At 63.9% G+C, this 20190-nt stretch carries 16 protein-coding genes and 1 tRNA gene; 9 read left to right on the top strand and 8 right to left on the bottom strand.

The window, feature by feature from the left end; genetic code table 11:
• Positions 1–39: 39 nt before the first annotated feature.
• The 5 genes from lon to ACVIW0_RS17620 form a co-directional block, all read right to left on the bottom strand.
• Positions 40–2469, bottom strand: coding sequence for an endopeptidase La (gene lon / locus ACVIW0_RS17640; protein ID WP_461353459.1), 2430 nt, complete (start codon positions 2467–2469; stop codon positions 40–42).
• A 320-nt stretch (positions 2470–2789) separates the two neighbouring features.
• Complete coding sequence (gene clpX / locus ACVIW0_RS17635; RefSeq protein WP_461353458.1) at positions 2790–4064, bottom strand: ATP-dependent Clp protease ATP-binding subunit ClpX; 1275 nt, start codon at positions 4062–4064, stop codon at positions 2790–2792.
• 443 nt (positions 4065–4507) lie between these two features.
• Entirely contained in the window at positions 4508–5143 is a 636-nt protein-coding gene (locus ACVIW0_RS17630; protein WP_461353457.1) for an ATP-dependent Clp protease proteolytic subunit, read from the bottom strand.
• A gap of 211 nt (positions 5144–5354) precedes the next feature.
• The gene (tig, locus tag ACVIW0_RS17625; protein WP_461353456.1) at positions 5355–6716 is read right to left on the bottom strand and encodes a trigger factor; all 1362 of its coding nucleotides are present in this window, start codon (positions 6714–6716) and stop codon (positions 5355–5357) included.
• A gap of 166 nt (positions 6717–6882) precedes the next feature.
• Positions 6883–6967: transfer RNA gene (locus tag ACVIW0_RS17620), tRNA-Leu, on the bottom strand.
• Positions 6968–7102: 135 nt separating this feature from the next.
• Between ACVIW0_RS17620 and ACVIW0_RS17615 the strand changes: the two genes are divergently transcribed.
• The 3 genes from ACVIW0_RS17615 (at position 7103) to ACVIW0_RS17605 (ending at position 10329) form a co-directional block, all read left to right on the top strand.
• The gene (locus ACVIW0_RS17615) at positions 7103–8437 is read left to right on the top strand and encodes a multicopper oxidase family protein (RefSeq protein WP_461357357.1); all 1335 of its coding nucleotides are present in this window, start codon (positions 7103–7105) and stop codon (positions 8435–8437) included.
• An 18-nt stretch (positions 8438–8455) separates the two neighbouring features.
• Complete coding sequence (locus ACVIW0_RS17610; RefSeq protein ID WP_461353455.1) at positions 8456–9541, top strand: enolase C-terminal domain-like protein; 1086 nt, start codon at positions 8456–8458, stop codon at positions 9539–9541.
• Between the two features lie 77 nt (positions 9542–9618).
• Positions 9619–10329 carry a hypothetical protein gene (locus tag ACVIW0_RS17605; RefSeq protein ID WP_461353454.1) on the top strand — a complete coding sequence of 237 codons (711 nt, stop codon included), beginning with the start codon at positions 9619–9621 and terminating at the stop codon, positions 10327–10329.
• Between the two features lie 282 nt (positions 10330–10611).
• Here ACVIW0_RS17605 and ACVIW0_RS17600 read toward each other — a convergent pair whose 3' ends face one another.
• Positions 10612–11292: a tetratricopeptide repeat protein gene (locus tag ACVIW0_RS17600; protein WP_461353453.1), complete on the bottom strand. Its 681-nt coding sequence runs from the start codon at positions 11290–11292 to the stop codon at positions 10612–10614.
• 176 nt (positions 11293–11468) lie between these two features.
• Between ACVIW0_RS17600 and ACVIW0_RS17595 the strand changes: the two genes are divergently transcribed.
• A complete protein-coding gene (locus ACVIW0_RS17595; RefSeq protein WP_461353452.1) occupies positions 11469–11807 on the top strand; it encodes a monooxygenase in 339 nt (112 codons plus the stop codon).
• A gap of 98 nt (positions 11808–11905) precedes the next feature.
• Complete coding sequence (locus tag ACVIW0_RS17590; RefSeq protein ID WP_461353451.1) at positions 11906–12772, top strand: hypothetical protein; 867 nt, start codon at positions 11906–11908, stop codon at positions 12770–12772.
• A gap of 80 nt (positions 12773–12852) precedes the next feature.
• Here ACVIW0_RS17590 and ACVIW0_RS17585 read toward each other — a convergent pair whose 3' ends face one another.
• Entirely contained in the window at positions 12853–14352 is a 1500-nt protein-coding gene (locus ACVIW0_RS17585; protein WP_461353450.1) for an NAD(P)H-hydrate dehydratase, read from the bottom strand.
• Between the two features lie 353 nt (positions 14353–14705).
• On the opposite strand from ACVIW0_RS17585, the gene ACVIW0_RS17580 reads away from it, so the two are divergent.
• Positions 14706–15044: a P-II family nitrogen regulator gene (locus tag ACVIW0_RS17580; protein WP_044542445.1), complete on the top strand. Its 339-nt coding sequence runs from the start codon at positions 14706–14708 to the stop codon at positions 15042–15044.
• Positions 15045–15195: 151 nt separating this feature from the next.
• Entirely contained in the window at positions 15196–16605 is a 1410-nt protein-coding gene (gene glnA, locus ACVIW0_RS17575; protein ID WP_461353449.1) for a type I glutamate--ammonia ligase, read from the top strand.
• A 161-nt stretch (positions 16606–16766) separates the two neighbouring features.
• Here glnA and ACVIW0_RS17570 read toward each other — a convergent pair whose 3' ends face one another.
• Positions 16767–17408: a TetR/AcrR family transcriptional regulator gene (locus tag ACVIW0_RS17570; RefSeq protein ID WP_461353448.1), complete on the bottom strand. Its 642-nt coding sequence runs from the start codon at positions 17406–17408 to the stop codon at positions 16767–16769.
• Positions 17409–17567: 159 nt separating this feature from the next.
• Here ACVIW0_RS17570 and ACVIW0_RS17565 point away from each other — a divergent pair, with 159 nt between their 5' ends.
• Positions 17568–18935 carry an aminotransferase class III-fold pyridoxal phosphate-dependent enzyme gene (locus ACVIW0_RS17565; protein WP_461353447.1) on the top strand — a complete coding sequence of 456 codons (1368 nt, stop codon included), beginning with the start codon at positions 17568–17570 and terminating at the stop codon, positions 18933–18935.
• Positions 18936–18977: 42 nt separating this feature from the next.
• Positions 18978–20087, top strand: coding sequence for a class II histone deacetylase (locus tag ACVIW0_RS17560; RefSeq protein ID WP_461353446.1), 1110 nt, complete (start codon positions 18978–18980; stop codon positions 20085–20087).
• Positions 20088–20190: the final 103 nt, after the last annotated feature.

Here is a 20190-nt window from a genome sequence, read left to right as displayed (position 1 = left end):
GCCCGAAGGCGCCGTTTTCTATTTCGACTGGAGCTCGCGTCAGTGCGCCGTCAGGCCGCCGGAGGCTTCGTCCGAAGCGTCGGGCTTGACGTCGACCTTGCTGGTCTCCTCTTCCCAGACGATCGGCGCGGGCACGCGGACCAGCGCCTTGGCGACGACCTCATCCAGCCGCGAGACCGGGATGATCTCCATGCCGCCCTTGATCGCATCGGAGATCTCCGTGAGATCCTTGGCGTTGTCCTCCGGGATCAGCACCGTCCTGATGCCGCCACGCGCGGCAGCCAGCAGCTTCTCCTTCAGACCGCCGATCGGCAGCACGCGACCGCGCAGCGTAATCTCGCCGGTCATCGCGACATCGTGGCGGACCGGGATGCCGGTCATGACCGAGATGATCGCGGTGGCCATCGCGACACCGGCGGACGGACCGTCCTTCGGGGTTGCACCCTCCGGCACGTGAACGTGGATGTCGCGCCGGTCGAACAGCGGCGGCTCGATGCCGTAGTTGATCGCCCGCGAGCGGACATAGGACGCCGCCGCCGAGATCGACTCCTTCATCACGTCGCGCAGGTTGCCCGTCACCGTCATCTTGCCCTTGCCGGGCATCATGACGCCTTCGATGGTCAACAGCTCGCCGCCGACATCGGTCCAGGCCAGACCCGTGACGATGCCGACCTGGTCCTCGCTGTCGATCTCGCCGAAGCGATATTTCGGCACGCCGAGGAACTCTTCGATGTTCGCCTCGGTGACCTTCACCGACTTCTTCTTGGAGATCATCAGCTCCTTCACCGCCTTGCGGGCGAGTGTGGAAAGCTCACGCTCCAGGTTACGCACGCCCGCTTCGCGGGTGTAGCGGCGGATCATCAAGAGCAGGGCCGCGTCGTCGATCGACCATTCCTTGGAGTCCAGACCGTGCTTGGAGAGCGCGCTCGGGATCAGATGCTTGCGCGCGATCTCGACCTTCTCGTTCTCGGTGTAGCCGGCGATCCGGATGATCTCCATGCGGTCCATCAGCGGGCCCGGAATATTCAGCGTATTCGCGGTCGTGATGAACATCACGTTGGACAGGTCGTAGTCGACCTCCAGATAGTGGTCGTTGAAGGTCGAGTTCTGCTCGGGGTCCAGAACCTCGAGCAGCGCCGACGACGGATCGCCGCGGAAATCGGCGCCCATCTTGTCGATCTCGTCCAGCAGGAACAGCGGGTTCGAGGTCTTCGCCTTGCGCATCGACTGGATGATCTTGCCGGGCATCGAGCCGATATAGGTGCGGCGGTGACCGCGGATCTCGGCCTCGTCACGCACGCCGCCGAGCGACACGCGCACGAACTCGCGCCCCGTAGCCTTGGCGATCGACTTGCCGAGCGAGGTCTTGCCGACGCCGGGAGGCCCGACCAGGCACAGGATCGGTCCGGTCAGCTTGTTGGCGCGCGACTGCACCGCGAGATACTCGACGATGCGGTCCTTGACCTTCTCGAGCCCGTAGTGATCGGAGTCCAGCACCGCCTGCGCGGCCTCGAGATCCTTCTTGACCTTGGACTTCTTGCCCCACGGGATCGACAGCAGCCAATCCAGATAGTTGCGCACGACGGTCGCTTCCGCGGACATCGGCGACATCTGGCGCAGCTTCTTCAGCTCGTGCTGGGCCTTCTCGCGCGCTTCCTTGGAAAGCTTGGTCTTGGAGATCTTCTCCTCCAGATCGGCCAGCTCGTCGCGACCTTCGTCGTCGCCGAGCTCCTTCTGGATCGCCTTCATCTGCTCGTTCAGGTAATACTCGCGCTGGGTCTTCTCCATCTGGCGCTTGACGCGCGAGCGAATGCGCTTCTCGACCTGCAGCACCGAGATCTCGCTCTCCATCAGGCCGAGCACCTTCTCCAGGCGCTGCGTGACGGACAACGTCTCCAGGATGCCCTGCCGATCGGCGATCTTGACCGCGAGATGCGACGCGACGGTGTCGCCGAGCTTGGCGAAATCGGTGATCGCCTGGACCACGCCGACGACTTCGGCGGAGATCTTCTTGTTCAGCTTCACATAGCTTTCGAAGTCGGACACCACCGAGCGCGCCAGTGCCTCGGCTTCGACCGAGTTGGCGTCAGTGTCGCCGAGCGCGACCGCGGTCGCCTCGTAATATTCGCTGCGATCGGAATATTTCTCGACCCGCGCGCGCTCGAGGCCCTCGACCAGCACCTTCACGGTGCCGTCGGGCAGTTTCAGGAGCTGCAGGACGCTGGCGAGCGTACCGGTCTCGTAAATTGAATCGGGAGCCGGATCGTCGTCGGACGCGTTCTTCTGCGTCGCGAGCATGATCAGCGCGTCGCTCTTCATCACCTCTTCGAGCGCGCGGATTGATTTCTCGCGACCGACGAACAGCGGCACGATCATGTGCGGGAAGACGACGATGTCGCGGAGCGGCAGCACCGGATAGGAGTGGCGTTCGCCGTGGACAATCGTTGGCCGGGGTTTTGAGGTCGTCATGGCCTTATCCTTTTGTTTTGCCCCCTTGCTCGCAGCCCGCCTGCTTGCGCAACCGCCACAAGGTGCCTTGGTGACCCGGAATCAGATTGCCGTCGGCAACGCATATTCCGCGTCGTGAAGCAACGAATCTCAACGCGTGAGATCCCTCACCGATAGCATTAGGTGGCTATCATGCAGGGGGGTGTCAAGTCTGAGAAGTGCCCGGAAATTCAGGCTAAACAGGCATTTACTGCAATGCCGCAGCGCCGCTTGTAATGCGCCGCAACGGCCGCCGGATCGTCCGGCAGCCGCGCGATTTTTCCGCATCAAGACGTGTGCCGTCAGGCGCTCGCGCTGGTCTCGACAGCGCGGTCGGAACGATCCGCATAAATGTAGAGCGGGCGCGCCGTTCCCTCGACCACTTCGCGCGAGATCACGACTTCCTCGACGCCTTCCAGGCCCGGAAGGTCGAACATCGTCTCGAGCAGGATGCTCTCCAGGATCGAGCGCAGGCCGCGCGCACCGGTCTTGCGCTCGATCGCCTTGCGGGCGACCGCGCCAAGCGCCTCGTCGGCGAAGGTCAGCTCGATGTTCTCCATCTCGAACAGCCGCTGGTACTGCTTCACCAGTGCGTTCTTCGGATCGGTCAGGATCTTCTTCAGCGAGGTCTCGTCGAGGTCTTCCAGCGTCGCGACGACCGGCAGACGGCCGACGAATTCCGGGATCAGGCCATACTTCAGCAGGTCTTCCGGCTCGACGTGACGGAAGATCTCACCGGTACGGCGGTCCTCCGGCGCGAGCACCTGCGCCGCGAAGCCGATCGAGGTCGAGCGGCCGCGCGCGGAGATGATCTTCTCGAGGCCCGAGAACGCACCGCCGCAGATGAACAGGATGTTGGTGGTATCCACCTGCAGGAACTCCTGCTGCGGATGCTTGCGGCCGCCCTGCGGCGGGACCGAGGCCACCGTGCCTTCCATGATCTTCAGCAGCGCCTGCTGGACGCCCTCGCCCGACACATCGCGGGTGATCGAGGGATTGTCCGACTTGCGGCTGATCTTGTCGATTTCGTCGATGTAGACGATGCCGCGCTGCGCACGCTCGACGTTGTAGTCGGCGGCCTGTAGCAGCTTCAGGATGATGTTCTCGACGTCCTCGCCGACATAGCCGGCTTCGGTCAGCGTCGTCGCATCGGCCATGGTGAACGGAACATCAAGGATGCGCGCCAGCGTCTGCGCCAGCAGCGTCTTGCCCGAGCCGGTCGGACCGATCAGCAGGATGTTCGACTTCGCGAGCTCGACGTCGTTGTGCTTGGTCTGATGGTTAAGCCGCTTGTAGTGGTTGTGGACGGCGACAGACAGCACCTTCTTGGCATGGCTCTGGCCGATCACGTAGTCGTCCAAAACCTTGCAGATTTCCTTCGGCGTGGGGATGCCGTCGCGCGACTTCACCAGCGAGGACTTGTTCTCCTCGCGAATGATGTCCATGCACAGTTCGACACACTCGTCGCAAATGAAGACAGTCGGTCCGGCAATCAGCTTGCGAACTTCATGCTGGCTCTTGCCGCAGAACGAGCAGTATAGCGTGTTCTTGGCGTCGCTCGTGCCGACCTTACTCATTCATTATCTCCGTCCGCCGTTCGATCTTGTTTGCCAGATCGACCCAATCCGGCACAAAACCGGGGTCTTGGGTAGATAGAGCAAATTCCGTACCAAAAAAGACCCTACGCAATACTGACCATTGCAATCACGGTTTATTCGAATCTCCGCGATCATAGCCGATGCATTACAGCCAACCATGCTGGCATCCGACTATCAAGAATTCGCTAATCGGATGGCAGGCTCAAGACCGTGACAATACCGTGATTTTCCACGACCGCACGTGGAATACACGTCGAAATCCACGGAACGTTGCGGGATTACCACGCCGGCCAATGAGCACGAAAGAGGAACTTTCCGCTCTCGCCCATGCACTTGCGGGGTACTCCGCCGCCCCCTGCTTTGCCGGTTATGTGAGGCGTCAATGTGGTGGTCACACCGACGCCTCGGGATCTCTACCAGGATCAGGCGGCCTTCACGGAGGCCGGATCATCGGGACGCTTATCGATCACCTTGTCGACGAGGCCGAACGCCTTGGCGTCCTCGGCGGTGAGGAACTTGTCGCGCTCGAGCGCGTCCTCGATCGCCTTGTAGGTCTGGCCGGTGTGCTTCACGTAGATCTCGTTGAGGCGCTTCTTGAGATTCAGGATCTCCTGCGCGTGCAGCATGATGTCGGTAGCCTGGCCCTGGAAGCCACCGGAGGGCTGGTGCACCATGATGCGGGAATTCGGAAGCGTGAAGCGCATGTCCTTCTCGCCGGCTGCCAGCAGCAGCGAGCCCATCGAGGCCGCCTGCCCCGTGCACAGCGTCGACACCGGCGGACGGATGAACTGCATCGTGTCGTAGATCGCAAGGCCCGACGTCACCACGCCGCCCGGCGAGTTGATGTACATCGAGATTTCCTTCTTCGGATTCTCGGCCTCGAGGAACAAGAGCTGCGCGACGATCAGCGTCGACATGCCGTCTTCCACCGGACCGGTGACGAAGATGATGCGCTCTTTCAACAGGCGCGAGAAAATGTCGTAGGCGCGTTCGCCGCGATTGGTCTGCTCGACGACCATCGGCACGAGGTTCATGTAGGTTTCAACGGGATCGCGCATGAAAGAACCCAGGGGTTAGGGGTGATGCAGAACTGACTTAAGGCTTAACCCAGATATGGGCCAATTTCCGACCGACAAGACCGGGCAGTTGGCCGCACTACCCATCTGGGCAGGTCGCAAAAGTTCAAGCTGATTCGCGTCGACACGCCTAGCGACGGGACCCGTCGCGAGGCGCGCTTTCGCGGTTCATCATTAACGCGAGGTGCCGGAATTAGGCGGCAGTTTTCTCGGCGTCTTCATCCTTGAACAGCTCCTCCTTGCTGACCTTCTTCTCGGTCACATTGGCGAGCTCGAGCACGAAGTCGACGACCTTGTCCTCGTAGATCGGGGCGCGGAGCTGCGCCAGCGCCTGGGCGTTGCTGCGGTAGTAGTCCCAGACTTCCTTCTCGCGGCCGGGCGTCTGGCGCGCGCGCTCGATCACGGCGCGCGACACCTCGTCGTCGGTCACGGTGATCTTGTTCTTCTCACCGATCTCCGACAGCACCAGGCCGAGGCGGACGCGGCGGTCGGCGATCTTCTGGTACTCTTCCTTGGCCGCTTCCTCGGTGGTGTTCTCGTCGGCGAAGGTCTTGCCGGACGAGTCCATCTCGGCCTTGATCGAGTTCCACATCAGATTGAACTCTTCGGCGACCAGCGACGGCGGCGCCTCGAATTTGTGGCTCTCGTCGAGGCGGTCGAGCAGCGCGCGCTTGACCTTCTGGCGCGCCGCGCCGGCGAACTCGGCCGTCAGGCGCTCTCGCATCAGCTCCTTCAGCTTGTCGAGCGATTCGAGGCCGAGCGTCTTGGCGAACTCCTCGTCGACCGTGACCTCCCCGGGCGCCTCGATCAGGGTCGCGGTGGTCTCGAACTCGGCCGGCTGGCCGGCGAGCTTTTCGTTGAGGTAGTTCTTCGGGAACGGCACCTTCAGCGTGCGGGTCTCGCCCGAGCCGATGCCGATCAGCTGCTCCTCGAAGCCCGGAATGAACTGGCCGGCGCCGAGCACGACCTGGATGCCCTCGCCGGTGCCGCCCTCGAAGGCTTCACCGTTGATGGTGCCCTTGAAGCTGATGGTGACGCGATCGCCCTTCTCCGCCTTGGCGCCCTCGGCCTTGGCGTTGTACGGGCGGCTGCCTTCGGCGATCCGCTTGATCGCATCGTCGACGTCGGCGTCGGAGACCTCGACCACCGGCTTCTCGACGGAGAACGACTTGAAATCGGCGAGCTGGATCGGCGGCACGACTTCGATCGCGACCGTGTAGGTCAGGTCGGTCTTGCCCGACAGCAATTCCTCGACCTCGGCCTTCTCGGTCGGCATGGTGATCTTCGGCTCGCCGGCGAGGCGGAAGCCGCGATCTTCGAAGATCTGCCGGTTGGTGTCGCTGATGGTCTGGTCGATGGTCTCGGCCATCACCGAGCGGCCGTAGATCTTCTTCAGATGCGCCACCGGCACCTTGCCGGGACGGAAGCCGTTGAGACGGACCTTGTCCTTGAGGTCGACCAGCTTGGCGCCCGCCTTGGCATCGAGATCGGATGCCGGAACGCTGATCTTGAATTCGTGCTTCAGTCCCTCGTTGAGGGTCTCGGTGACCTGCATGGTATCAATCTTCTTCCGCTTTTGCCGCGGCTTGAAGCGCCGCGGCAGTGTTCAATCTGTGCGACGCTTAAGCCTTGCGGCCTGACGCCTGTGGGTTCGGCGAACCCTCGTCCCCATCGGGGCCCAAGGTTCTCCAAGAATTCGTCATGCAAACGCTGTAAGCGCTTGGTGCGGGCGGAGGGACTCGAACCCCCACAACTTTCGTCACTGGAACCTAAATCCAGCGCGTCTACCAGTTCCGCCACGCCCGCGCGAAAAGCATCCAGTCCGGCCGCGATGCCGCGGGCGGCCGGGCTTATAACATGCGCCCACCGGTTCGCAGCAAAAAAATGGCCATTGGAGAGCCCGCCCTGCGACCGATCGCGACTGGACAGGTACGTTCTAAAATGGTCCGCATCGGCCGGATGGCAAGTCCCGCAACACGTCCCGAATTTTCGCTCACCCGGCGTCACCTGGTCGCCGTCCTCGGCGCCACGGCACTTTGCCCGGCATGGCCTGCTACCGGCTCGGCACAGGGCCGCACCGCGGTCGCGCTGCAGGCCAAAACCGACCGCATCGCGCTGCGTCCGGACGGTCCGGAAACCCCGGTCTGGTCGCTCGGCAGCGGCGAGCTCCGCTTCAAGCGCGGCGAGGTTCTGGATGTAACCTTTGGCAACGAGCTGCCGGTCATGGCCGCGCTCGATTGCCGCGGGGTCGATGGCGTCCCGGCGGCAGAGCCGCTGGCCTCCCGGGCGCCCGTCGCCACCGGGGCAAAGGATACTTTTCAGCTGCCGCTTCGCCATGCCGGCACCTTCCTGTGCGAACCACTGTTCGGCGACGGCGGCGCGGCGCCGACGCGGCCGCGCCCGCTGATCGTCGCCGGAGCTTCCCCGGTCGCGGTCGATCGCGACGAGGTTTTGTTGATCGAGGAATGGCGCCTGCGGCCGGACGGAACCGCGATCCCGCCCGGCGGCGATCCCAAAGATTCAACGTCGATTCATACAATTAACGGCAAAACCTCATACGATGTCTCGGCACCGGCCAATACCCGGCTCAGACTCCGCTTCATCAACGGCAGCCAACGCAGCGTGCTGGCGGTGAAGCTGGAGAACCTGGACGTCCGGGTGATGGCGATCGACGGTCGGCCGGCCGAACCGTTTTCGGCCCGCAACGGTGCGCTTGTACTAGCTCCCGGCAGCCGCACGGACGTATTTGTCGACGCGGCCGGGCCTGCCGGAACCAGCTTCCCCATCCTGCTGCACGACGGCAAGCAGGCCCACCCGGTCGGCAAGCTCATTGTCTCGACCGAACCACCGGTCCGGCCGGCGCCGTTCCCGCCTGCCCCGCCGCTGCCCGGCAACGACATGCCGGCCGCGCTCGATCTCAAGAGCGCCGCGCGATTCGATCTCACGCTCGGCACGCCCACCGATTGGTTCCGCCCGGCGGAGTTCAGGCCGTCGGCCGCGCCGGCGTTTCAGGCCAGGACCGGCCGGCCGGTGGTGCTGGCGCTGACCAACCGCGGCGCGATCGCCAGCGTCTTTCGCCTGCACGGCCACCACTTCCGTCTGCTCGATCGGCTCGACGACGGCTGGAAGCCGTTCTGGCTCGACACGCTCGCGGTTGAGCCCGGCCAGACCCAGCGCATCGCCTTCCTCGCCGAATACCCCGGCCGCTATCTGATCGAGCAGGTCGCAGCCGATTGGGCCGCTCCGCGGCTCGTCCGATGGTACAGTGTCCAATAACAGCAAGAGGAAACGTTCATGGGCCAGACAGTTGCAGCGATCCGCGGAGTGAAGGCGCGAAGCGTCGTGGTGCCGCTCAAGCGTCCGGTGAAGAACGCCTTCGGGGTGATCGATTCCGGCCCGCTGGTCCTGATTGATGTCGAGACCGATCAAGGCGTTACCGGCCGAACCTACATCTTCGCCTACAGCAAGCTCACACTTAACCCGCTTTGCTATCTGATCGAGGAGATCGGCCGTGAGCTGGTCGGCAGGCCGGTTGCGCCGTTCGATCTGATGAAGACGATGGACGCCAAATTCAGGCTGCTCGGCTGGCAGGGGCTGGTCGGCATGGCGGTGTCCGGCCTCGACATGGCCTATTGGGACGTGCTCGGCCAGATCGCCGGTCGGCCGCTGGTCGAGCTGCTCGGCGGCTCGGCAAAGCCGATCCGAGCCTATGACAGCTACGGCGTGGTCGATCCGGTGGCTGACGAGCGCGCGCTGCGCCGCTCGCTCGACCAGGGTTTTCGCGGCATCAAGATCAAGGGCGGCGACGGCGATGCCGCCAATGACGAGCGCGTCGTCAAGGGCGTGCGCGCCCTGCTCGGCCCCGACGTCGCGCTGATGATCGACTTCAATCAGTCGCTCGATCCGGCCGAAGCGACCCGCCGCATCGCCCGGCTCGCCCCCTACAATCTGCACTGGATCGAGGAGCCCGTGCCACAGGAAAGCCTGTCCGGCCACGCCAAGGTCCGCGAGACCTCGCCGACGCCGATCCAGGCCGGCGAGAACTGGTGGTTTCCGCGTGGCTTCGCCGAGGCGATCGCCGCCGGCGCATCCGACTTCATCATGCCCGACGTGATGAAGGTCGGCGGCGTCACCGGCTGGATGCAGGTCGCGGGACAGGCCGACGCCGCCTCGATCCCGATGTCGAGCCATCTGTTCGGCGAGGTCAGCGCGCATCTGCTGGCGGTGACGCCGACCGCGCACTGGCTCGAATTCCTCGACTTCGCCGGCGCAATCCTCACAAGGCCCGCCGAGATCATCGACGGCGCCGTGACCGCGCGCGGTCCGGGGCTCGGCATCGAGTGGAACAAAGCGGCGATCGCGAAATATCTCGCCAGCTAGCAAGCAATGGGTGGCGCGCTGCGTGCACTTCACCTTTGCGACGCATTGATATAGGCCAACGGGACATCGGAGCGCCCATGTCCACCACCAACAAGCTGACGCTCAAATTCCGCTGTCCGGCGGAGCTCGAGGGACTGATCCCGCGGCCCATCCCGGCGGCGCAGGGCGTTCCCGACTGGCTCAAGGCGATGCCGGCGACGGCGTTCTCCTCCATCAACCTGCACGACGACGACACCATCAAGCGCTGCCCGCCGTTCGTGGACGCGATGACCTGCGGATTCCTGCTGCCGCTGGTCTGCGATCTCAAGATCGAGGACGGCGAGATCACCTGGGACCACGACCTGCCGCCGGGAGGCAATCCCGAATTCCCGCGCTCGCCGATCGGATTTCACGATCCCGGTCAGGTCACCGGTACACCCCTGTTCGAAGAAGACCGCTTCTTTCTCAAATTCCACAATTTGTGGACCGTCGAAGCCCCGGAAGGCTACGCGGTCTACTTCACGCATCCCGTCAACCGGTTCGACCTGCCGTTCACCACGCTCACGGGCCTGGTCAATTCCGATCTCTATACCGACAATTGGGTGCACTTTCCGGCATACTGGCACGACAGGAATTTCAACGGCGTCCTGCCCAAGGGAACTCCGATCGCGCAATGCATTCCGGTGAAGCGCGACAGCTGGACCGCACAGGCGTCGCCGTTCACCACGGAAGAAGCCAAGCGCGTCGGCGAATTCCGCGGCGAGCTCAAGCGAGAGCGCAACCTCTACCGCAGAAAGTTCAGGGCCTAGATCATGATGCGTTTCCACGGAATCGCATCATGATCTCATCTCTTTGTTAGAGCATGATCTTTTCGGAAAACCGGTATCCACTTTTCCGGATCATGCTCTAGAGTACGACGAGATATCGTCCGCCGCGCTCAGCCTGCGTCATCACCGAGGAATTTCGCAGCCGCGCGCTGGGAGAAGAAGAAGCGGCCGTGCGACCCCGCGGCCATGACGGATGCCGCGCGTCCCAAGAGTTGGGGCTGCCCCCGGACGACGGCGCGCAGGGCCGACTCGGCTGCGCCGCGCTCACCCCTGTTCGAACAGGGATGTCGCGAGATGGGCACGGGTCAAGCGGTCGTCCGGATACAGCGCAAGCGCGCGGCGCAATGCATCCGCGGCCGCGGCGTAGTCACCGTGAAGGATCAGGACTCGTCCGAGGTCGCTGAGCACGTCCGGACGTTCCGGTGCAGCACGATGCGCGGCAGTCAGGATGCTCACCGCCCGCTCGATCTGGCTGGCATCACGCAACAGGCGTCCCAAATCGTACTTCAGGTCGACGCTGTCAGGGGCCAGCGCAAGGGCGGCCTCGATCGTGCTGATCGCCGCATCGTGCTCGCCGGTCTTGGCGAGCTGCCCGGCGAGTTCCCGAAAGGAAGGCAGGTACGGCGGCCGGCGCGCTGCTGTACGGCGAAGCTGCGCCATCCCCTCCGGCACGCGACCCGCGCCACACAGCAACGCGCCAAGAAAGGTTTCAACCTCGCCGTCCTCGCCGCGTCGCGCAACCCGCTCGAGCGGCGCGATCGCCTCGTCGCCCCGCTTCTGTCCCATCAGCGCATGCGCCAGCAGCAGCGCGGCGTGTCGGTCCGTGCGGTTCGATTTCAGGATATTGGTCGCGATCTGCTCGGCCTGAGCAAACTGCTGCGCCCGCAACGCCAATGCGCCTTGTTGCAGCGCCTGAGCAAGGAAATTGTTCTGCCTGCCACTCACGAGCGAGATTCACGGTGCCGAGGGAAGCATTGGGCTTTAGCCCGCATCTCCCCGCGCGTCCACCGAAAGTCTGGCGAAAATCACATGGACGCCCGGCCGACCTTCTCGCCTACCCGTCCGTTGCTGTATGATCGGGGGCAACCCGACACCGGGCGGACTCAGATCGGAGAACAGGGATGGCACAGTGTATCGTCATCGTTCAATTCGACCTTCCGAAGCGAACTGAGGAACAGGCCATCAGGAGCGGCATGGGCACCGCGCCTGTCTATCGAATGCTCGCGGCAAAAGGGTTGATCCGCAAAGACTACCTCAACGGCGAGGCCGGCACCGGCGGCGTCTATCTGTGGGAGACTCGAGAGGCGGCCGAGGCGTGGTTTACCGAGGCCAAGATAGCCGAGCTCGCCGACCGGTTCGGAGTCCGGCCGCGGCTGACCTGGTACGATACGCACGTCACCGTCGACAATCTCAAGGGCGAGACTCGGGTGAACCAAACCCTGATCTCTGCAGCGGAATGAACGGGCCAGAGCCATCTGCCGAAGGTCCGCACCTGATCGCAGTGCGGGCCCTCGACGTGGCGAACGCCGTTCGGTCTCTTTCGCGGCCGGGGTTCGCCTTGGCCTGCCTCATCGGATCGTGCCTCGCCGGACCTGCATTCGGCAAGGACAGCGATAGCGACGCCACGAATACGGCAAACGCTTCGCCGAACATCTATCTCGATTTGCGAACCAGCTACGCAACGGTGCCGGCCGGCGCCTTACCGATCGGCTTCGGCAGCTCGGCGCTGCTGACCGCGCTGCAATCGCTGGCGCTGACGAACGGCACTTTCCTGTCGTCCCGGCAATCCCTCGCCGTCGATCTTCCGATGACGGTGGATGTCACCGACAAGGTCTCGCTCTACGCCGGTGTTTCCGGCACGTCGACCTACGCTCAGACGCAGGGCTGGTCGTCCTTCGACGTCACCAGCTGGAACATCGGTTTCCAGGCAGAGCTCTACAGCCAGAATGGCGGCTCGATTCCGACCCTCACCTGGCAATCCACGATCACGCAGTCGATCCCCAACGGGCCGACCGGAACAACGACATTCAACAATATCTTCGAATTCGGCTACGCCTTCGACAAGGACGAAACACGCGGGCTGCTGGCCGGCATCCAGGATACCCGGGTCGAGGTCGCGACCGCGCTCGCCCGCATTGATCCGAGCATCATCGGCTATGTCGGCGGCTATTATCAGTGGCCCAACAACTGGAAATTCACCGGCCGCGTCGGGATTCAGCATTTCGGCGGCGCGCAGATCCTCAATCTCCCGCCGGTTCAGTCCTTCACCGAGCCGATTTTGCGGCTCGATCTCGATCGGATGGACGACAACGACAATCGGTTGTTCGGGGTCACGGCCGAGATATTGTGGGTGCCCAAGCCGTCCTACCAGCTGACGCTGAGGACGCCGCTTTACTTCGTGCGCAATTCGACGCCGTCGCCATAGCCCTGCGCGGCTGGCAGCGCATCGTCGAGCGCCGACGATGCACGCGCGCGGCAGCGTCCATGTCGGCAAGGGCGAGCCGCCTAATACTCAATCCCGAACTCGTCGTAGACACGGCGGAATACGGCCGGCAACACCTCGGTGAGATCCTCGGCGATCAGGCCGGGCCCTGCCTCTCCGGCCGCCTCGCCGTGCAACCAGACGCCGATGCTGGCGGCCTCGAAGGCCGCGACACCCTGCGCCAGGAAGCCTGCGATGATGCCGGCGAGCACATCGCCGGCGCCGGCGGTGGCAAGCCAAGGCGGCGCATTGGCAGCGATGGTGGCGCGGCCGTCGGGCGAGGCTATCACCGTATCGGCGCCCTTCAGCAGCACCACCGCGCCGGAGCGCTCGGCCGCGGCGCGGACGCGCTCGAGCTTGGAGCGGCCGGGATGCTTGTTGGAGATGTCGCTGAACAGCCGCGGAAACTCGCCCTCATGCGGGGTCAGCACCACCTGCTGGCCGTCGCTTGACTTGATCGCCTCGAACAGCCGGTCCGGCGAGCCGGCAAAACTCGTCAGCGCATCGGCGTCGAGCACCAGGTGGCGCTGCGCCGACAGCGCGGTGTGCACGAAGTCGCGGGTCCGCGCGCTGACGCCGGCACCGGGGCCGATCACGCAGGCATTGAGGCGCTTGTCGCCGAACAGTTCGGCGAACTGGATCGGGTTGTCGACCGCGCGCACCATCACCGCGGTCAGCGCCGCCGCGTTGACGGCGAGCGCATCGCGCGGCGAGGCCAGCGTCACCAGGCCGGCGCCGGCACGCAGCGCCGCGCGCGCCGCAAGCCGCGCCGCGCCGGTCGAGGCGACATCGCCCGACACCACGACGGCATGCCCCCTCGCATATTTGTGGCCGTCGATCCGCGGCACCGGAAACGACCAGCGCCAGGCCTGCGGCACGTTCTCCGCGGTCAGCGGCTTGATCTCGTCGAGCACCTGCGCATCGATCCCGATGTCGGCGACGCGGACCCGGCCGCAATGCATCCGGCCCGGCAGCAGCAGATGCGCGGGCTTCTTGCGGAAGAACGTGACGGTTTCGGTCGCCTGCACGGCCGCGCCCATCACGGCACCCGTGGTGCCGTTGATGCCGCTCGGCAGGTCGACCGCCAGCACCGGCGCACCGTTGGCGTTGATCGCCGCGATCATCTCCAGCGGATCGCCCTTCACGGGCCGATTGAGGCCCGCGCCGAACAACGCGTCGATGATCAGCGCCGGCTTGCCGAGTGCCTGCGGGTTGAACGGCAGCACCGGATATTTCCAGCCCTTGGCCGCCAGTGCCGCGTCGCCCTGCAGGCTGTCGCGCTCGCAGAGCAGGATCACCGAGACCTCGCGGCCGCGCGCGGCAAGCTCGGCGGCGGCGACAAAGCCGTCGCCGCCATTGTTGCCGCGGCCGGCGACCACGACGATCGGCCCCTCCTCGACCAGGTCCATCGCGGCTTCAGCGACGGCCTGGCCGGCACTCATCATCAACGCAAAGCCCGGGGTGCCGGCTGCGATGGTCAGCCGGTCGGCGCGCTCCATCTCGGTGGTGGTCAGAACGTCCATGCCGAATCCTCAATCGCTTCGCCTTTTCGAGAGGCAATTCCTGTGGCGTTCACAGGGCTTCTCACAACCGAATGCATACGCATTGATCTATTTGCCTATTTGTTAGGCTCGGATATCATGGCCCATCGGGTTCGATATCAACCGATTGCCCTTAAAAGGCTGATAACGTTCCGAAATCGGCGACCTTAACAACTTGGCATAGACCCTGCTTTTGAGGAAGCCGCGCGCAAGGCCGCTTCATGCGACCATTGCGCGTATTTCCGCCCACAAGCCGGAAAGCTTAAAACCAACCTGACTGCGCCCCACGCGCATCGAACTCGACCCTGCAATCTGCAATGCCCGGGAGGCGCTCAGTGAAGAAGATTGAAGCCATCATCAAGCCCTTCAAGCTCGACGAGGTGAAAGAGGCGCTCCAGGAAGTCGGACTGCAAGGCATCACCGTGACCGAGGCCAAGGGATTTGGCCGCCAGAAGGGCCACGCCGAGCTCTATCGCGGTGCGGAATACATCGTCGACTTCCTGCCCAAGGTGAAGATCGAGATCGTGATCGGCGACGAGCTGGTCGAGAAAGCGATCGACGCGATCCGCCGCGCGGCCCAGACCGGGCGGATCGGCGACGGCAAGATCTTCGTCTCCAACATCGAGGAAGCCATCCGCATCCGGACCGGCGAATCCGGGCTGGACGCTATTTAAGGGCGGTGCTATCCGGAATTTCTGACGGCAAAAGAGAAAAAAGGCTGCTTCGGCGGCCTGATTTCGTTTGAGCAGTCACACGAACCCGCCAAAAGCGGGAATAACGTCGCTCACCGCTGGAAACCGACCCGCACATCCATAAGGGGTATTCATGAAGACCGCCAAAGACGTCCTGAAGATGATCAAGGACAACGACGTCAAATACGTCGACCTGCGCTTCACCGATCCGCGCGGCAAATGGCAGCACGTGACCTTCGACGTCGGCATGATCGAAGAGGACACCTTTGCCGAAGGCCAGATGTTCGACGGCTCGTCGATCGCCGGCTGGAAGGCGATCAATGAATCCGACATGTGCCTGATGCCCGATCCGGTGACCGCGACGATCGATCCGTTCTTCGCCGAGACCACCATGGTCATCACCTGCGACGTGCTCGAGCCGACCACCGGCGAACCCTACAACCGCGATCCCCGCGGCATCGCCAAGAAGGCCGAGGCGATGGTGAAGTCGATGGGCGTGGGCGACACCGTGTTCGTCGGCCCCGAGGCCGAGTTCTTCGTGTTCGACGACGTGCGCTACTCGGCCGACCCCTACAACACCGGCTTCCGCCTCGACTCCTCCGAGCTGCCGATCAACTCCTCGACCGAGTATGAAGGCGGCAACCTCGGCCACCGCATCCGCACCAAGGCCGGCTACTTCCCGGTGCCGCCGCAGGACTCGGTGCAGGACATGCGCTCCGAGATGCTCGGCGCGATGGCCAAGATGGGCGTCAAGGTCGAAAAGCACCACCACGAGGTCGCCTCCGCCCAGCACGAGCTCGGCATGAAGTTCGACACGCTGACGCTGATGGCCGACCAGATGCAGATCTACAAGTACTGCATCCACCAGGTCGCGCACATCTACGGCAAGACCGCCACCTTCATGCCGAAGCCGGTCTATGGCGACAACGGCTCGGGCATGCACGTCCACCAGTCGATCTGGAAGGAGGGCAAGCCGACCTTCGCCGGCAACAAATACGCCGATCTGTCGGAGACCTGCCTGCACTACATCGGCGGCATCATCAAGCACGCCAAGGCGATCAACGCCTTCACCAACCCGTCGACCAATTCCTACAAGCGTCTGGTCCCGGGCTATGAGGCGCCGGTGCTGCTCGCCTACTCCGCGCGCAACCGCTCGGCATCCTGCCGGATTCCCTACACGGCGAACCCGAAGGCCAAGCGCGTCGAGGTCCGTTTCCCCGACCCGATGGCCAACCCCTATCTCGGCTTCGCCGCGATGCTGATGGCCGGCCTCGACGGCATCAAGAACAAGATCGATCCGGGTCCGGCGATGGACAAGGACCTCTACGATCTTCCGAAGGAAGAGCTGAAGCAGATCCCGACCGTCTGCGGCAGCTTGCGCGAAGCGCTCGAGAGCCTCGACAAGGATCGCGCCTTCCTCAAGAACGGCGGCGTTTTCGACGACGACTTCATCGACGCCTATATCGAGCTGAAGATGACCGAGGTCGCCCGTTTCGAAATGACCCCGCACCCGGTCGAGTTCGAGATGTACTACTCGCTGTAAGCGTTACGGCACCGAGAAAGGCGAAAGGCGCTTCCATTGGAAGCGCCTTTTGTTTTGAACGGTGCGTAGGATGGGTAGAGCGAAGCGAAACCCATCAATTGTATCCGCGCGGCACGATGATGGGTTTCGCTTCGCTCCACCCATCCTACGGTTCTGCGCACCTACCTTCGCGGCTTGCGATCATTCGACACCCTGCTCGCAAATCCCTGGGCCGCCGCGATCAGCGTCTCGATCGCGCGTGACGACCGCCCCTTGTTGGGCTTCGCCAGCTCCTGCAACAGCACGCCGTCGATACCGGCCAGCATGAAGCGGGCGACGTCGGCGCATCCCGCCGCATCGAGCTCGCCGGTTCGCACCGCCACGCCCTGCAGGATGTCCTGATAGACCTTGATGTAGGCGTCGTACTGATAGGCCGCGAGTCCGGCCGCGTCGTCACGGCGCAGCGCATAGAGCGTGAGTTCGTACTGCACGATCTGCAGCTCGAGCGTTCGCGTCAGATAGCGCCAGCCGGCGCGCAGGGATTCGCGGATGCAGCTCGCGATATCGGCTGTGTCGCCGGTTTCCTCGCGCAGCGCCGCGGTCGTCTCGTCGATCAGATGTTCGAGCACCGCGAGCAGCAGCGCGCTCTTGCTCTCGAAATGATAGTGCAGCGTGGCGAGGCGGACGCCGGCGCCGGCCGCGATGTCGCGCGTCGTCGTCGCCGCGACACCGCCGGTGCCGAGCGCCTGCAAGGCGCCCTCGATGATCTGGCGCCGCGTCCGTTCGCCCTTGGCACCGACCGCCTCACGTCCTGCAATTGCCATCCGTTTCTCCAATGCGCTCAACGATTGCTTATCCCGTGCCGCACAAATTTGCATATTGCACAAAATTGGTCATTTGACCAATTTTGACTCCTGTGTTTATCCTTGCGGCAATGAGCACCGGATTAACCGGGGACAACAATCGTCGAGAGGAACGGGAACATGACCGCAGCAGCTACTCGCAACAACGACACGCTGACCCGTCACGTCGTCTACCCCTTCGCCAATGCCAACTTCCTCGCCGAGAACCCGCCAATCTGCATCGAGGGCGGCGAAGGTGTCTATGTCTCGGACGGCCATGGCGGCCGCTATCTCGACGGACAGGCCGGGCTCTGGAACGTCAATGTCGGGCATGGCCGCCCTGAGATCAAACAGGCGATCATCGAGCAGCTCGATCGTCTCAGCTTCTATTCGACCTTCGGCAACACCACCAACAGTCCGTCGGTCGCGCTCGCCGACGAGCTCTGCCGGCTGGCTGCGCCGGAAGGCATGGTGCGCGCGTTCTTCTCGTCCGGCGGCTCGGAAGCCAACGAGGCCGCGATCAAGCTCGCCAAGCAATATTGGCGGCTCGCCGGCCAGCCGCTGCGCACCAAGATCATTTCGCTGCGCGGCGCCTATCACGGCGTGACATTGGGCGCGCTGTCGGCCGGCGGCGTCAACGTCTACAAGGAGCAGTTCACGCCGCTGCTGCCGGGCTTCTTCCAGGTTGAGACGCCGCACGTCTATCGCAACCCGTTCACGTCGGACCCGGAGGCGCTCGGCCGGCTCTGCGCCGAATTGCTCGAGCGCGAGATCGTCTATCAGGGGCCGGACAGCGTCGCCGCCTTCATGGCCGAACCGGTGCAGGGCGCCGGCGGCGTGATCGTGCCGCCTGCGAATTTCTGGCCGCTGCTGCGCGAGGTCTGCGACCGCCACGGCGTGCTCCTGATTGCCGACGAAGTCGTCACCGGATTCGGCCGCTCGGGGAGCATGTTCGGCAGCCGGGCCTGGGGCGTCAAACCCGACATCATGGTGTTCGCCAAGGGGATCAACAGCGGTTACATCCCGCTCGGTGCCACCTTGATCAACGCGAAGGTCGCAGCCGCCTTCCAGTCCGACGACAAGTCGCAATTCACGCCGCGCGCCTTCATGCACGGCAACACCTATGCCGGCCATCCCCTCGCCTGCGCCGCCGCGATCGCCAATTTGCGCATCGTCGAACAGGAGGAACTGCCGGCCAATGCCGGCAAGGTCGGCGCTTATCTGCTGGCACGGTTGAAGGACATCCAGAAGCGTCATCCGAATATGGGCGACGTACGCGGCAAGGGACTGATGCTCGGCATCGAGCTGGTCGCCGATCCCGCGACCAAGCGGCCGTTCGATCTGGCGGAGAATTTCGGCCAGCGCATCTGGGAGCGCTGCGTCGCCAAGGGCGTCCTGATCCGCAACCTCGCCGACACGTTCATCATCTCCCCGCCCCTGACCTTCACCACCGAACACGCCGACAAGATCGCGGATACGTTCGACGAGGCAATCAGCGCAGTGGAATAGATCGACACGAGGCGAGCGCGACAGGCACAAGGGATCGTTCGCATGGCTACTGGGTTCGTCTGCCATGAACTTTACATGTGGCACAACACCGGCAACTGGGCCCAGGTGTTTCCGCCGGGACTGACGATCCAGCCCGGAACCCATGCGGAGAATCCGGAGACCAAGCGTCGCTTCCGCAATTTGGTCGAGGTCAGCGGCCTGCTCGATCATCTCGTGCAGATCAAGCCGCGCCCGGCGACGGTGGCCGAGCTCGCCCGCGTCCATACGCCAGAGCATATCGCCCATATCAAGCGCCTCAGCGACGCCGGCGGCGGCGATGCCAGCCAACTGACGCCGCTGGGTGCCGGCAGCTACGAGATCGCATTGCTTGCAACAGGCGGCGCCATTGCCGCGGGCGAAGCGGTCGCGTCGGGCGCGGTCGAGACCGCCTATGCGTTGGTCCGCCCGCCGGGACATCATGCCCGGCCCGACCTCGGCATGGGGTTCTGCCTATTCGCCAACGCCAGCATCGCGATCCGGCATTTGCAGGCCACCGGCCAGGTCGCGCGCGTCGCCGTGGTCGACTGGGATGTCCATCACGGCAACGGCACCCAGGCGGTGTTCTACCAAGATCCCAGCGTGCTGACGATCTCGCTGCACCAGGACAACCTGTTCCCGCCCGACTCCGGCTCGCTTGCCGAGAACGGTGACGGCGCAGGCGACGGCTACAACATCAATGTCCCGCTGCCGCCCGGTTCCGGCATCGGCGCCTATCGCTCAGCGTTCGAACGCGTCGTGCTGCCTGCGCTGCATCGCTTCGCACCCGACATGATCGTGGTGGCATCCGGCTTCGATGCATCGGGCGTCGACCCGCTCGGCCGCATGATGCTGTCGTCCGCGGCGTATCGCGAGATGACGCGCATGCTGCGCACTGCTGCCAAGACGTTGTGCAACGGCCGCATCCTGATGACGCACGAAGGCGGCTACTCCGAAATGTACGCTCCCTATTGCGGGCTCGCGGTGCTCGAGGAGTTGTCCGGCATCAAGACCGATATCGCGGATCCCTGGGAGCCGTTGATGGCCGCGTGGGGCGGCAACGAATTGCAACCGCATCAGGCCGCGGTGATTGACGCGGCTGCCGCGCTCGTCAACCGGCTACCGGCTGCGCGCTAACAATGGGATTGATTGCCGGATGCCATGGCACGGTTCGTGCAGTAACCGCTGCAACAGCCGCGGCCGTGCATTCCTGCTTTGAGAGGAAGGCGTCGGATAGTCC

This window comes from Bradyrhizobium sp. USDA 4454 (assembly GCF_054822705.1).
The sequence above is the reverse complement of the archived record's forward strand: the minus strand, read 5'-3'. Positions and strand labels throughout refer to the sequence as shown.

What these genes read in the sequence shown, in the direction of transcription:
- lon (WP_461353459.1), bottom strand. Translation starts at nt 2,469, where the DNA reads ATGACGACCTCAAAACCCCGGCCAACGATTGTCCACGGCGAACGCCAC.
- clpX (WP_461353458.1), bottom strand. Translation starts at nt 4,064, where the DNA reads ATGAGTAAGGTCGGCACGAGCGACGCCAAGAACACGCTATACTGCTCG.
- ACVIW0_RS17630 (WP_461353457.1), bottom strand. Translation starts at nt 5,143, where the DNA reads ATGCGCGATCCCGTTGAAACCTACATGAACCTCGTGCCGATGGTCGTC.
- tig (WP_461353456.1), bottom strand. Translation starts at nt 6,716, where the DNA reads ATGCAGGTCACCGAGACCCTCAACGAGGGACTGAAGCACGAATTCAAG.
- ACVIW0_RS17615 (WP_461357357.1), top strand. Translation starts at nt 7,103, where the DNA reads ATGGTCCGCATCGGCCGGATGGCAAGTCCCGCAACACGTCCCGAATTT.
- ACVIW0_RS17610 (WP_461353455.1), top strand. Translation starts at nt 8,456, where the DNA reads ATGGGCCAGACAGTTGCAGCGATCCGCGGAGTGAAGGCGCGAAGCGTC.
- ACVIW0_RS17605 (WP_461353454.1), top strand. Translation starts at nt 9,619, where the DNA reads ATGTCCACCACCAACAAGCTGACGCTCAAATTCCGCTGTCCGGCGGAG.
- ACVIW0_RS17595 (WP_461353452.1), top strand. Translation starts at nt 11,469, where the DNA reads ATGGCACAGTGTATCGTCATCGTTCAATTCGACCTTCCGAAGCGAACT.
- ACVIW0_RS17585 (WP_461353450.1), bottom strand. Translation starts at nt 14,352, where the DNA reads ATGGACGTTCTGACCACCACCGAGATGGAGCGCGCCGACCGGCTGACC.
- glnA (WP_461353449.1), top strand. Translation starts at nt 15,196, where the DNA reads ATGAAGACCGCCAAAGACGTCCTGAAGATGATCAAGGACAACGACGTC.
- ACVIW0_RS17570 (WP_461353448.1), bottom strand. Translation starts at nt 17,408, where the DNA reads ATGGCAATTGCAGGACGTGAGGCGGTCGGTGCCAAGGGCGAACGGACG.
- ACVIW0_RS17565 (WP_461353447.1), top strand. Translation starts at nt 17,568, where the DNA reads ATGACCGCAGCAGCTACTCGCAACAACGACACGCTGACCCGTCACGTC.
- ACVIW0_RS17560 (WP_461353446.1), top strand. Translation starts at nt 18,978, where the DNA reads ATGGCTACTGGGTTCGTCTGCCATGAACTTTACATGTGGCACAACACC.